At 55.4% G+C, this 13,553-nt stretch carries 14 protein-coding genes; 8 read left to right on the top strand and 6 right to left on the bottom strand.

The annotated features are described in order from the left end of the window. Window positions 1-464: 464 nt before the first annotated feature. The 4 genes from B7449_RS16030 to B7449_RS16015 form a co-directional block, all read right to left on the bottom strand. Entirely contained in the window at window positions 465-1,280 is an 816-nt protein-coding gene (locus tag B7449_RS16030) for an HNH endonuclease family protein (protein WP_048883823.1), read from the bottom strand. Further along, window positions 1,270-2,598, bottom strand: a complete 1,329-nt coding sequence (locus B7449_RS16025; protein WP_048883822.1) for an AAA family ATPase — start codon at window positions 2,596-2,598, stop codon at window positions 1,270-1,272. Before B7449_RS16025 ends, B7449_RS16030 begins: the two co-directional genes overlap by 11 nt. A gap of 453 nt (window positions 2,599-3,051) precedes the next feature. Next, the gene (locus B7449_RS16020) at window positions 3,052-3,888 is read right to left on the bottom strand and encodes an SDR family oxidoreductase (protein WP_048883821.1); all 837 of its coding nucleotides are present in this window, start codon (window positions 3,886-3,888) and stop codon (window positions 3,052-3,054) included. A gap of 52 nt (window positions 3,889-3,940) precedes the next feature. Then, window positions 3,941-4,243: an SDR family NAD(P)-dependent oxidoreductase gene (locus B7449_RS16015; RefSeq protein WP_209426750.1), complete on the bottom strand. Its 303-nt coding sequence runs from the start codon at window positions 4,241-4,243 to the stop codon at window positions 3,941-3,943. Here B7449_RS16015 and B7449_RS16010 point away from each other — a divergent pair. Continuing rightward, on the top strand, window positions 4,229-5,158 hold the full coding sequence (locus tag B7449_RS16010) for an AraC family transcriptional regulator (RefSeq protein WP_048883820.1): 930 nt from the start codon (window positions 4,229-4,231) through the stop codon (window positions 5,156-5,158). The two genes, B7449_RS16015 and B7449_RS16010, sit on opposite strands and share 15 nt — an antisense overlap. Window positions 5,159-5,254: 96 nt before the next feature. Here B7449_RS16010 and B7449_RS16005 read toward each other — a convergent pair whose 3' ends face one another. Continuing rightward, window positions 5,255-6,178 carry a LysR family transcriptional regulator gene (locus B7449_RS16005; RefSeq protein WP_048883819.1) on the bottom strand — a complete coding sequence of 308 codons (924 nt, stop codon included), beginning with the start codon at window positions 6,176-6,178 and terminating at the stop codon, window positions 5,255-5,257. Window positions 6,179-6,322: 144 nt separating this feature from the next. Here B7449_RS16005 and mgrA point away from each other — a divergent pair, with 144 nt between their 5' ends. From mgrA to B7449_RS15975, 6 genes are all read left to right on the top strand, one after another. Then, on the top strand, window positions 6,323-7,345 hold the full coding sequence (gene mgrA, locus B7449_RS16000; protein WP_048883818.1) for an L-glyceraldehyde 3-phosphate reductase: 1,023 nt from the start codon (window positions 6,323-6,325) through the stop codon (window positions 7,343-7,345). Window positions 7,346-7,927: 582 nt separating this feature from the next. Continuing rightward, window positions 7,928-9,001 (top strand): alkene reductase, encoded by a 1,074-nt coding sequence (locus tag B7449_RS15995; RefSeq protein ID WP_048883817.1) that lies wholly within the window; start codon window positions 7,928-7,930, stop codon window positions 8,999-9,001. Window positions 9,002-9,382: 381 nt separating this feature from the next. Continuing rightward, a complete protein-coding gene (locus B7449_RS15990; RefSeq protein ID WP_048883816.1) occupies window positions 9,383-10,021 on the top strand; it encodes a tyrosine-type recombinase/integrase in 639 nt (212 codons plus the stop codon). Window positions 10,022-10,028: 7 nt separating this feature from the next. Further along, on the top strand, window positions 10,029-10,367 hold the full coding sequence (locus B7449_RS15985) for a type II toxin-antitoxin system Phd/YefM family antitoxin (RefSeq protein ID WP_012813325.1): 339 nt from the start codon (window positions 10,029-10,031) through the stop codon (window positions 10,365-10,367). Next, the gene (locus tag B7449_RS15980; RefSeq protein WP_048883815.1) at window positions 10,364-10,747 is read left to right on the top strand and encodes a type II toxin-antitoxin system VapC family toxin; all 384 of its coding nucleotides are present in this window, start codon (window positions 10,364-10,366) and stop codon (window positions 10,745-10,747) included. Before B7449_RS15985 ends, B7449_RS15980 begins: the two co-directional genes overlap by 4 nt. Then, window positions 10,744-11,025 (top strand): hypothetical protein, encoded by a 282-nt coding sequence (locus B7449_RS15975; RefSeq protein ID WP_082084917.1) that lies wholly within the window; start codon window positions 10,744-10,746, stop codon window positions 11,023-11,025. Before B7449_RS15980 ends, B7449_RS15975 begins: the two co-directional genes overlap by 4 nt. 164 nt (window positions 11,026-11,189) lie before the next feature. On the opposite strand, the gene B7449_RS15970 is transcribed toward B7449_RS15975, so the two are convergent. Next, window positions 11,190-12,062, bottom strand: coding sequence for a LysR family transcriptional regulator (locus B7449_RS15970; protein WP_010518204.1), 873 nt, complete (start codon window positions 12,060-12,062; stop codon window positions 11,190-11,192). Between the two features lie 159 nt (window positions 12,063-12,221). Between B7449_RS15970 and B7449_RS15965 the strand changes: the two genes are divergently transcribed. After that, window positions 12,222-12,941 (top strand): putative quinol monooxygenase, encoded by a 720-nt coding sequence (locus tag B7449_RS15965; RefSeq protein WP_010518206.1) that lies wholly within the window; start codon window positions 12,222-12,224, stop codon window positions 12,939-12,941. Window positions 12,942-13,553 lie beyond the last annotated feature (612 nt).

The following is a 13,553-nucleotide window of genomic DNA, read 5'->3' as shown; positions in this document are numbered from 1 at the left end:
CCGCGAATACGGCGCACGCGGGTCAGAACGCGCTTTTTCTCAGCTGGTGTGTGCGGCACGAAACGTTTACTCCGAATATACTGCCCTTGAGTATCCTTTCATACTATGGGGCAGTATGACAAGGATACATACTATGGGGCAGTATGACAAGGATATAAGGATGTGCTTGTCATATGATCCGATCAAAAGTCCGTATCGCTGAAATTTTCACCGTAACGTCCATTGGGGGACTGCCTGTGTCTTGGAATCATTCAATAGGTGTAATCAGTGAAATCCAGACAAGCTCTACAACGAGGCTTTGAAGCGCTGATGTCCGCTATTTGACAAATAATCTTGTGGTCCAAACGACCGAGATGAAGGCGAAAGCAGCCTGTCTGCTTGTCACGCGCTAAACGGACTTACCGGTTTCGCCAAAACCTGATATGGCGCCCCCTGCATCAACACAACGCCCGATACATTCGGGCTCAATCGCCGTTCGACCAGCCCGAAATTGGAAAAAGCACCGGATCCAGGTTCGGCCCAAAGAACGACCGGATTGTTGATACGAAGGGCGGTAGATTGCCAACGGGATCTGGGGCGGAATCGCGTGCAAGATTCTGATAAGCCACATCGAAGCGCTCGTCTTCGCTGTTGCCTTCGGCGTTTTCCAGATACTGAAGCAGCGCCTCGTCGAGGGAGCGTAAGATCGCCTCCCTGGCGTTCTTCAACCGGGTACAGTTCAAACCGAGGAAAGCGATAGTTGCGATCAGCCGAGCGGCATCGAGACCATGTGCCGCGCAATTGCCAACTGGCCGTATTTCACCGTTGCTTGCAACGACAAACATGGTAGGGCCTTCGGGCAGATCTGATGGTCGGTAGGGTAGCACCCCATCCATGGGGAGTGCGGGATCCCGGTTGCCCTTCGATGCGCCGCAGGAAAGGTTCGGCCCTGGCTTGGGATCGCCTGTGCGGTCGTGGTCGGCGAGCGGCCATCGTCTTGAGCCACCGAGACAGCCCAATTGCAGATTATTAATTCCGAAGGTCCAGTCCATCGCGCCATGCTGGTCCAGCGACTTCGGCCGCCAATGCTCTATCTCACGCGCATGAAAGCCCTGGCTCGTGATGAGGTCGATCTCGCAAAAGACGCATAGCCCACGCTGACGTGCACTTAGAGCCTCGCATAGCTCGTCATACGCGTCACGCGCCTCTGCACGAAAGCCCTTCCAAGTCGCCGGCGCGGCGTTGGCAAGATACTCCGCGAATAGATGAGGGGCGGCGGGTAACGGGGAACTATGCTTCATCAGCTGCTCTCCGCTTCTGCGCTGAAAGGCGTCGGCGCTCGAGGTTGAGCGCGCCCAGGATTGGGTCGTCCGGCGACGCTTCGCGAAGTTCGCTCAAGAGCGTATTCGCTTCCGGTGAGTCCCACTTCTCTTGCAGGACAATATTGCGATACCTGTCGAGCAGATCAACGAACCTCGAGATCGTGGCCGGCGGTCGCTCGGAGACGCCCATCACTTCCGCCAGAAGGCGGCCCGCCTCTGCGCCGGAGGTGGACGGCACGTCCTCCTGGAGAAGCTTTCCGTCACGCCATTTGAGGTTCCGAATATTTTTCGGGTCGAGCGTAGTCAATATCTGGGGGCTGTGCGTGGTTAGGATAAACTGCACCTGCGGAAAAGCTGTTCGCAGACCATTGACCACCAATTGCTGCCACTTTGGATGCAGGTGCAGGTCGATCTCGTCAATCATCACGATGCCGCCCGTGGAAAGCGGCTCGGGCAGATCTGGGTTGAGCTCCGCCATTCTGCGCGCCAAATCCATGACGATCGCAAGCATCGCCCGGTAGCCGCCGCTCAACTGATCGACTGACAGGCTCTCGGGTGGCCGTTCTGGCAAAACTGCATCGACCATCAGGCGCGGTGGAAGGCCCACCATTCGGGGATTGCACAAGCCAGGTACCAGCTTCTTTATCGCCCGCCGGACAGCCTCAAGGCGTGGATCATGATAGCTGCCAGCTATCTCGCGATTGTTGCGCAACTCAAGATTCTCGATCGCTTCGAACCATTCCACGGCCTCTTCGAACACTGCCCGGCTATCTAAGGCGCCGATATAGCCACCAGCACGCCCGGTCGCCCCGGCATGCCGCTTCGCATTTGCCGCCGCCGAGGCCGACCTCTTTGAGGGCATGCCGCGATCTGCCATGTAGCTGACGACGATTGGGGCACCACCAGGTTCGTTTCGAGCGACTTCCTTGGGGAGATTACGAACCGGCCCGCTCAGGACGCCCGAAATGTTTTGTCGCCGACCATCATGATCGAGTTTGAAATCGATCGTCCACTCTTCGTCATCAGTCTCGGTAACGAGTGTAATTATCGGCACGCGCGTGATCTCGCCGGCGGGATCAGCAAGACCCTCGACCCGAAAGTCGTCGAACTCTACCACTGAGCGACCTCTTAGCGCGCCAGCGAACAACGGTGTCAGGGCGTAGCCGATCGCATCTAGGATCGCGGTCTTTCCGGAGGCATTTTCCCCGACCAGCACCGTCAAGTAACGATCGAGCCGGATGGTCCCATGCTTAATCGCGCGAAAATTGCAAATTTCAATTGACTTCAGGCGCAGCATTCGAACTCCCTCGCTAGGACAACTGTAGCAGATTGGTTCCCATCCGCGAAGGGGATCGTAGCACGTGGCGATTAACGGGTGCGAGACACTGATGCTCGGTACGCATAAAGCGCAACGATTTGAGTCGACATTGCTTGAGTCAATGTCGGCTCTCGGGGTAATTGCTGTAGTCGGCAGCTCTCGGCAGAACCAGTCGTCTGGCGCTAATCGGGACACAGGCTTCCGTAGCTCGGATCTCGTTAGGGCCGCGTCCGAGCCGTGTTACCCCCTACCTCTCCTCAAGGTTGGCCGATTACCCGAGAGAAAGTCGAGATCTGCAATCGCAAGGACTACGCAATTCTGGCGAAACGGCCGGATTTGATAACCGCCCCCAAAAAACGAAGTTTTGCGAATTGCTCGTTCTCGACCTGTTCGTTCGGTGCGCTTTTTACCTACTCTTTAATGAGCGGTAATTTATATGCCCTTTGGCATAAAAGTATTACGCATCATTGCCATATATTCGGTTTCTCCCTTTTTCCAGCGTGCGGTGACAAGGGGTTTGATGTCGTCCGTTGGCAGGTAGCGGAGTTGATCTGTCCCGTCGGTTACGGCAGTGAAGATGGTTTCCGTAACCTTGGTAACCGCATCCTTGTCCGCTCCCTTGATAAAGCCAGAGAACAGATCCGCTGTTGCCTTGCAGAAAGCCGCGTAATCTTCCGGAACAGGACTGAAGCCTGTTTCTGCGGCGCTCCGGGCGGGGAAATTCGTCGCGGGGACCGCACCTGGTTCAACGATCTTGACGGTGACGCCTACAGCAGCCAGTTCATACTGAATGGCTTCGGAGAAGCCCTCAAGTGCGAATTTGGAGGCGTTATAAGGCGATCCGGTCGGCAGGCCGAATATCCCCATCCCAGATGAAATGTTGACGATCATGCCCGCCTTCTTTTCCCGGAAATGCGGAAGGATCGCCCGGATAACTTCCATTGGGCCGAAGACATTCACGTCGAACTGTTCCCGCATTTTTTCCAGCGGAACGGCCTCGAAAATATTATAAACACCGAAGCCAGCATTGTTCACGATGGCGTCGATCCCTCCAAAGCGGCCGATACCCTCGGCAATAGACGCAACGATGCTTGCGTGATCCTGAACATCCAGGCGATTGACGAGGACATTGGGCAGTTCTGCCAGTTCCTTCCCCGCTTCCGGATGGCGCATGGTCGCCACCACATTCCAGCCGCGTTTCGCGAACAGGTGAGCTGCGGCTTTTCCAAAGCCGGAAGAGCACCCTGTGATCAGAAGAGTCTTGGACATGATTTTTTTTCCTATCGTGAAGCAATAATTGACGCGCAGAAGAAGAACCGGCTCAGGTAGGGAACTTCACGCTCGTCATCTGTTCGCTAACGGACCAGAGCTGGGCGGCCGCAGCAGGATCAATCGCATAGGGGGCAACGCCCTTGTCGCGTCCTTCAGTGTGATTTTCGGAAATCGAAAATTGATCTGACTGTTCCTTCATCAACGGTGCGATATCGCAGTCAACGCAGAATACGCCTCCCATTTCGGCAAGGCGGGAACTGGTCGCGCACCAGACCTGCGTCGCACCCCCCATTGGAACGGATTTGACATCCCGCGCGGGATCAATGTTGGGATTGCCATGTTCATCAATCACGCCCACAGCCTTTGCGGAGTCTGGGCGCTCGCGTTTCCCCCGCCTTCGAAGATCAAGTTTTTTACGATTGTGAGGGGGAAAGCGTTCCTGCGCGTTGAAGGAAGTGAAAAGGTCGTTTCGCTTCAGGCCGGGGACGTTGTTCTCCTGTCAGCGCCGAAATCATTTGTGCTCGGTACAGACCTGACACGACAACCATTGGATGCGCTGGAAGTTTTCCCCATCGGCGCCCCGACCGTGGTTCAGATCGGAGAAGGCGACGACTTCTTTCTCATGGGAGGGCACGTCGATCTTGACGCCGTCAGCGGACGCATTCTTCTGGACAGTCTGCCTTCATTGATCCGTCTTCAGGCAGGTGGCCGGGAAGCAGAAAAACTGCAATGGCTGATCGGCCAGCTCGTAGAGGAATTCCGAGGTCATGAGGCCGGATCGGGCTTTGCGTGTTCTGGCCTTGCCCAACTTATGTTTTTACAGATCCTGCGTGGCTATCTTTCGCGGTCGGAAAACAGCGGTGCCGGATGGCTCCGTGCAATAAGCGATTTGCGTATCGCACGGGCGCTGGCACTTATTCATGACGATCCTGCCCGGGAATGGCACCTGCCGGATCTTGCGAAAGCGGCCGGAATGTCCCGCACGGCCTTTGCAACCCGGTTTCGAGAAATAGCGGGTGTCACACCCCTGGCCTACGTGACACAGTGGCGTATGCACCTTGCGGAGCGTGCGCTACGTGACGGAGAAAAGACGATCGCAATGATTGCACAATCTGTCGGCTACGCATCTGAAGCGGCCTTCAGCAACGCCTTCAAGCGGGTAATGGGTGCCTCTCCGACGCGATTTCGCACCTATCAGAGGCAAGAACTGACAGAGACCCGCAAGGGAGAGCCAGTCGGCAGGGACTACGTTCCCTTGCTGGCATAACAGTCGGAAACGGCAGTCAGGTCACCTCGTATTTATGCCTGCTCCACCGCACTGCTGTCCTCAGGCGCTCAGTGAACCAGATGACGATTTTTTTCCTCAAAGTTTTTCAGCAATGCGAATTGTGTGCGTCAGTTCTCTCAGGCCAGATGGAGGATGCCGCCGACTTGAATAATAGATCGCGAATGGTGCACCCATTGACGCCCAGTCAGGGAGGACAATTTCCAGTGTGCCTGCTGCGATCTCCGCTTCGATACGCCTCTCCAGGCAATAGACCAGCCCTAGCCCGCGTCGGGCAGCTTCCAAAGCCATCTGTGTATCGTTGAGACGTAACGGACCAGGGCCCTCGATCCGGATCATCTCGTCACCGTTACCGAATTCCCAGGGGTAGGTGGAATTATCGCCAATCCGCATCTGAATGCACTGATGCTGATATATATCCGAGGGTTTCAGAGGACGTCCACGACGGTTCAGATACTCGGGAGCGCCAGCGACGACCCAGCGCAGCGGTTTGGTAAGAGGTATGGCGATCATATCTTGCGGCACACGATCCAGGAATCTGATGCCGGCGTCATATCCGCTTTCCACGATATCAGTGAGACGATCATCGACCGTGATGTCGAGATGGATGAGCGGGAAACGAGCAAAAAAATCCTCCCACACAGATGCTAGCAGTAACTGCCCCGCATCTTTCGAAACATTAAGACGAAGGCGCCCTGTTGGCTCTGTACGTTGTCCTTCGAGCGCTGATAATCCGCTGGCGATGGCCTCGAACCCAACGTGCAAGGCTTTCGACAGATCATCACCTGCTGCCGTAAGCGCCACCGAGCGACTGGTCCGATGCAGGAGCCTCACGCCGAGCCGGCTTTCCAGGCGACGCATCGCATGGCTCACCGCAGAAGTCGTCAGGTTCAGGTTAACGGCAGCCAGGCGGAAACTGCCGCAGCGCGCAATAGCCAGAAATACATTCAGATCAGCAAGATCGGAGCGATCGAAGTGACGCAAAAGATGATCCTGTTTCAATGTTGCGTTGAACCAGGGTCATCGTAAGGCCCTTTCGGCGATCAGGGAAAGTGCCTAATTTTTGTGTGCACCAGTCGGGTGTTGGCGAACGGCTATGCAGATACCTGACAATAATCGGCTGTAAGACAGAAGGAATTTTCAATCATGACATGGACACCGTCATCGCAGCGTTATGAACAGGCAACCTTCCGGCGGTGTGGTCGCTCAGGCTTGGATCTGCCACCGATTTCGCTCGGGCTGTGGCACAATTTCGGGGGGGAAGATGTCTTCGAGACTGGTCGGGCGACGATCAGGCGGGCATTTGATCGTGGGGTGACCCATTTTGATCTGGCTAACAATTATGGCCCCCCTCCTGGTTCTGCTGAGGAAAATTTTGGTCGCATCGTGGAACTGGATTTTCGGAGTCACCGTGACGAAATGATCATCTCATCGAAGGCCGGGTGGGATATGTGGCCGGGACCATACGGCAATGGCGGATCACGCAAATATCTTCTGGCCTCACTGGACCAGAGCCTCATGCGTATGAAGCTGGATTACGTTGATATCTTCTATTCACATCGCCCTACTCCGGATGTGCCACTGGAAGAGACGATGGGCGCGTTGATTCACATGCACCGTCAGGGCAAGGCATTATATATCGGTATCTCGTCTTATGGACCGAAAAGAACCCGCGAAGCTGCCCGGATACTTCAGGAGGCTGGTGTCCCTTTGCTGATCCATCAGCCATCCTATTCAATGCTGAACCGGTGGATCGAAACGGAGCTTCTGGATACGCTGGATGAACTGGGCACGGGTTGCATCGCTTTTTCACCATTGGCACAAGGATTGTTAACCGGAAAATACCTCAACGGTGTTCCGGAAGCGTCCCGTGCGGCGGCGGGCGGCTCGTTTAGCCGCGATATGCTGAGCGAAGCAAACCTCAACCATATCCGTGCCCTCAATGATATTGCCCGGGGCCGTGGCCAGTCATTGGCGCAGATGGCGATTGCATGGATCCTGCGCGACCCCCGCGTTACATCCGCGCTGGTCGGCGCCCGAAATACCAAACAGCTTGATGACTCACTTGATGCACTGAAGAATCTTACCTTTGATGCGCAAGAGCTGCACACGATTGATCGTTATGCTCGTGAGGGAAACATTGATCTTTGGCGTGGTTTGTCCGACTGATGTTTTTTAGGCTGCCGCTGCGGATCGCACCATCTGTGATGCTTGGCCCGGTAGCAAAGGCAGCAGGGAGAACAGGCTAAGCGGCGGCGCAGGCGCAACAGTGACCTTCCCGAAGTCCGGGTTAGTGATCGGCTGTTCCCCACGGGCCAAGCTTCGGCCGGTCGATCAGCTAGCGGCCACTCGGACCCGGCGGTTCAGTTGTTAGATAAACTACTGTTACAGGCTATCGGCGCACTCGTGAGCGATCCCGTCGACGTGGAGTTCAACCAGCCGACCGCTTTCGATATCGGCCCCCATAGCGTGGAATGGCATCTAAGACGGTGATGGTGCCCGCATGGTGTAGAGAGCATTGCCTGGCTGCCCCGATCAGTGCCGACTGATGGTTTGCATGAGTGTCCGGTATTTCAAATTGCGATCCGCTACCGGACATTCCGCTCTCCCCCCAAATCTGCCTGTCGGCTTCACCAATTCAGCAGACAGGCAGTGCTCACCTCAAGTCAGACGAGGTTGTAAGCCTTCTGTTGTATTCCTCGTGAGGCTTCCCAAATTCATAGGAACTGCATCTTTTAAGAAGGATCTGTCATGACCAGCCTGTTTGAGCCGATTGAACTGGGAAGCATTTACGCCAAAAACAGAATTCTCATGGCGCCGCTGACACGCGGTCGGGGCACCCGTGATCATGTGCCCACCCCCATCATGGCCGAATATTACGCGCAACGGGCCGGAGCCGGTCTGATCATCTCAGAAGCGACCGGGATCAGCCGCGAAGGTCTTGGCTGGCCGTATGCGCCGGGCCTGTGGTCGCAGGAACAGGTGGAAGCCTGGAAGCCCATCACCGCCGCAGTTCACGCCAAGGGCGGAAAGATTGTGGCCCAGCTCTGGCATATGGGTCGGATGGTTCATTGCAGCGTGACGGGCCAGCAACCTGTGTCCTGCTCGGCGACAAAAGCGCCTGAAGCCCTCCATACGTACGATGGCAAGCAGGCTCCCGAAGTCGCCCGCCCTCTCACCAAGGAGGACATTGCCCGCATCCTGAACGACTACGAAAATGCTGCTCGCAATGCCCTTCAGGCAGGCTTTGACGGTGTGCAGATTCATGCCGCCAACGGTTATCTGATCGACGAATTTCTGCGGGACGGCACCAATCATCGTTCCGACGAATATGGCGGTTCGCCGGAAAACCGCATCCGCTTCCTGCGTGAAGTCACCGAACGCGTGATCGCAACGATTGGCGCGCACAAAACGTCAGTAAGGCTGTCCCCCAATGGCGATACGCAGGGCTGCATCGACAGTCATCCAGAGCAGGTTTTTGTGCCGGCCGCAAAGCTGCTGAATGACCTCGATATCGCTTTCCTTGAACTGCGCGAGCCCGGACCGAACGGCACGTTCGGCAAGACCGACCAGCCCAAGCTGCATGGTCCGATCCGCGAAGTCTTCAGGAAGCCGCTGGTTCTGAATCAGGACTACACACGGGAAGAAGCGATCGAGACAGTCGCTACCGGTGTTGCGGACGCCATTTCGTTTGGTCGGCCTTTCCTCGCCAATCCGGACCTCGTGCGTCGTCTGGAAGACAATCTGCCCCAGAACAAGGACGATATCCGCACCTGGTACTCGCAGGGTGCAGAAGGCTATACGGATTATCCGCTTGCTCGCTGATACCCTATTTTTCCCGCAAGTTCCTTCCAATGGAAGGAACTTGCATTTGAACTATAGAAAATATTTAGCCGCCGACGTGATACTTGTCGTGAAGTAGGCGAAATCACCTGAATAGTTCTACTCCCTGCCATGAATGTGAACACTGCGAAAGGCTGTTTTCGGTAACTCTATCCCGATAGCCGACTGTCTGTTTCCCCCCCAAATTCGCCTGTCTGCTCAAGCGAACCAAAACAGACAGACGGCAGTCGCCTACATCTCGGTCATAAGAAGAGCCGTTCCAGTTTCCGTAAAGCGGACGGTCGGCAATAATTCTCGTTATCCGCCGATGTCCTCCTCCAGACTTCTGATTGCTGCATGTGCAGCTGATCAGGAGAAAGTATTATGGAAAAGAAAACGCGTTTTCCATCGCCTACGCTGAAGGCGTCCGTGCCTTGGAATGCAGGAAAAATGGTTGGCGCCAAGCGGGCGCTCAAAGAAAAGCACGTCTGGGCTATTCGGTTCTGGCTGGGGAGCGAACAGCGTGTCAGAGATAGAGCTTTGTTTGATCTTGCTCTCGATAGCAAACTCAGAGGCTGCGATCTTGTCAGCCTTCGTATCGGCGACATCGTTACCAGTGGTCAGGTGCGCCACCGAGCCATGGTCGTCCAGCAGAAAACCCGGCGACCTGTGCAATTCGAAATTACAGAAACAACGCGAGAAAGCGTGCGGGCGTGGCTGGAACATCGAGGTGGTGGCTTGAATGAGTATGTTTTTCCAAGTCGCCAAAGCGTCAAAGCTCACCTGAGCACAAGGCAATACGCCCGGCTTTTAGATCAATGGGTTCAAGCGGTGGGACTAATCGCCGGGGAATATGGAACTCATTCGCTCCGCCGGACTAAGGTTGCCATGATTTACAAACGAACTGGTAATATCCGAGCCGTGCAGATCCTGCTGGGTCATTCAAAACTGGATAGTACGGTTCGATACCTTGGGGTGGATGTCGAGGACGCTCTGGCACTGTCGGAAGCCACTGATCTCTGAAACAAACATGCCTCAGGAATTCTCTACCTCCTCCCTATGTGTACATGTTATGATGACACATGGGGAGGAGACCATGAGCCAGCATCTTTCAGATAACGCACCATTACCACAGAAAATCGGTGTTCGGGAGTTCCGGGGAAACCTGACAGCGTATCTGCGTCAGGTCAGACAGGGCAGTACGATCCTCGTGACGTCTCACGATCAGGTTGTCGCTGAACTGCGTCCGCCAGCTCCTTCCTATCGTCCCCGTCGTCAGCCAGGAGCTCTTCGTGGGCGGATCAGAATGAGCGAAGATTTTGATGAGACACCGCCGGACCTTCTTGAAAGCATGGAACGCGACCTGTGAAGGTTCTGCTTGATACGCATGCGTTGCTGTTGTGGCTTTCGGGCTCCGACCGGCTGGGTGAGACTGCACGAGAAATTATCGCAGATCCCGTCCACGATATTCTGGTGAGTATCGTATCATTATGGGAGATTGCGATCAAAATCCGTATCGGAAAGCTTGATGCGGATATGAACGATATTCTAGCAGCCATTCCTGCGGAAGGTTTCTCTCTGCTGCAAATACAGCCCGAACACCTGCAGATTCTTATGTCTTTGCCTTTGCATCATCGTGATCCGTTTGACCATCTCCTGATGGCGCAGGCGCAAGCTGAACACGCCACATTTCTTTCGGAAGACGGACAAATGGATCATTACCCCATCAAGCGAATACGCTGTTCGTGACGCAGAAACTGCCGTCAGAACACGACCCCATTGTCGCCGTTCGGAGCGCCGCGTTCGGCGCCCGAAACCTGCCGTTCATTCACTTCCACCCGACGGCAAAGTCGGGGCCGTCTGCTGAAGAGGTCATCAGGGAAATCAAGCGGCTCTTCAAGATTGAAAAGAACCCACCCACTGTTACCCGCGCCGAAGGTCGCCTCACGCGGCGCGGTGGCTTCTTGAAGAGTACGGCCTCGTCACCGACGACTATCACCGCACACAATGGGTGTGGTTCGCTGTGACCTTCACCGCAATCTGGCGCAATTTCTCCAGCGCTAAGTGGCGGATTGCGGGCGAGATCTCGAAGAAAAGTAGAACGGACGTTCGAGCGTGATGCCGCGAAAGTCTGGTCTGAGCCCAAAGTGACGAATGCTGCACGATGGGCGAATGTCGATTACCGACCTCACTACGCCAGCGTGCGCGTCATCTCACGGATCAGATCATTTGTCTCTGGTCTCGTCGTTTGGTGCCGATATCGAAGGGCCAAAACAGTTCTTGATATTTCAAGGCCATCGATGGGTTTCGACACCAGGCCCATGTCCGAAGGAATAGCGGTGGCTGGCAGGATCACCGCACCTGACCCTTGCCGAGCAAGTTCAACTAACCAATCCACGCGATTTGACCGATAGGCCGCGTAGAGTTCGTGACCATGATCCGCGCAGGCCCCATGCAAAACATCCCGCATTTCGCAATTTAGGCGGTCAAGCATGTCAGTTTTAGCAAGAGCCGAAAGAGAGATCGCATTTAGTTCAGACAACGGATGCGACTTTGACACCACGACCTTGTAGTCCTCTTCATAGAGATGGTCTATACGATAGAGGTCTTCACTGACCTTCTCTGCGGTGACTACAACGTCAAATTCACTATCTCGTAACCCGGCAAGAAGCTCGGAGGTTGACGCAACGATCAATTCGATTTCGGCTTGCGGCAATCGCGTACGAGTACGCTCCATAGCTGCCGAAATCCTGTTGTGGCCAATCGTTTCGCCGACACCGACAGAGATTGGAACCCGCTCCAAGCGCATATGACGGACCGCCTCTGCCTTAGCCTGTCGCGTCTCATCGTGAACCTTCTGCAACCTTGGCTGCATGAGTTTACCGAGGGACGTAGGCCTGCATCCCGCACGGTCCCTGACAAACAGGTCACCTCCAAGCTCGTCTTCAAGTTTCTTGATCGCAGTCGTCAAGGAAGGTTGGGAGACATTGGAGGCACTGGCTGCGTGGGTGAAGTTTCGGTGCTCGCAGACAGCAAGAAAATACCTGATCTGGTTCATTTCCATTGCCGCATTCTCCGTCACATCTCCGGCACTACCTCATACCAACTTCGATAGTCCTTGTCTATCGAACAATAGAATTTCGGAATTGGATTCCGAAGCATCCGGCATGGGACAAGAGTGCATCGAAACCAAGCACGGTGCACTTCAGATCAGGAGACGACCATGAAAATGCAAATCCTTCAGACATGCGCCGCACTGGCTCTGATCACAACTTCTGCAACTGCACAGGACAACCCGATGGAAAATCACACTGCCAGCTACATCGCCATGCCGGCCGCCGAAGGCCAGACCGCTGCCTTCGCGGAGTTTCTGGCTAGTGCCGCACCCATCGTGGGAGAAACAGAGCCGGGCACTGTACTTTGGTTTGCTTTGCAAGCCGACGATACGCTCGCAATCTTTGACATCTTCGCAGATGAAGAAGCACGCGACGCTCACTTCTCAGGAGCGGTTGCTGCGGCTCTGAACCAAAACGCCGACGCGTTGGTGGACAGAGGATGGGACGACGGTGTTGTCGCGAATATCAACAACTCCGATGTCCTGTCGGTAAAGGCGCCGGTTGATCTCTACACGGCAACAACCGCAACTTACATCAAGCTCGAAGCCGCTCCAGGTAAAGGCCCCGAATTGGCAGCCTTGCTGACCGCCGCCGGCCCCATCGTCGCAGATACCGAACCCAAGACATTGTTCTGGGCGGCGCTGCAGATTGACGAGAACAACTTCGCCATCTTCGACATCTTTGCCGACAACTCTGGCCGCGAAGCGCACTTTGCCGGACAAGTCGCCGGACTCTTGAATGAAAAGGCTTCAGAATTGGTCTCAGGCGGATGGGACGACGGTGTGGTAACAAACGTCCGCAATTTCGATATCCTCGCTGCCAAGTAATCTCGAGGTGACTTGAGAAAGAAGTGCCCGGTGCAATCCATCGGGCGCTTTGCTGTTTGAATTTAGATTCACGCCAAAGCGGCCGTGCCGGAACTGGCAAGCGAAGCTCGCACTCGCCTCCGGCTTGGAAAGGGCGGCTATCGGCGGGAACATGTCCGCGCCTTCGCCCAACACGCCGAGATCGCGGACGACGCGATCTACATCGAGGGCAGCAAAAAACACCCTATTGAGGACGCCGGTAGCCACCAAAGGAGAAAAGTCGGCGGGAATCGGCGTTCCCGGTTTTTACCAAAGTGGCGGACCGGGTGGGATTCGAACATATACGCCGAAGTAATCGGCTTGCGCTTGGCTACGCCGTGAGCAATGTCGGCTTTCGGGAGGCAGCAAGCGGCAGTCGAACGGCCGGAAAGGGGGCGCATTGCGGTCAAAGTACAGTAGCCTGCTGAACGGCCGCTTTCCCGGCTTGGGCGCCCAGAAGCGGTCGGGCAGCTTGTCCCCCCCAAGTTAGACGTTCCATTCCGGCTGTTCATGCAGGGAGAAATTATCTTTGAGCAAGGCGGGCATGATTTGTGAAGTGGATATGTCCGCTGGGACGTCGTATCTGCACTGTGC

The organism is Komagataeibacter intermedius TF2, from assembly GCF_000964425.1.
Classification (GTDB): Bacteria; Pseudomonadota; Alphaproteobacteria; order Acetobacterales; family Acetobacteraceae; genus Komagataeibacter; species Komagataeibacter intermedius.
Note: the sequence above shows the minus strand (reverse complement) of the source record. Positions and strands in the feature narration are given on the sequence as shown.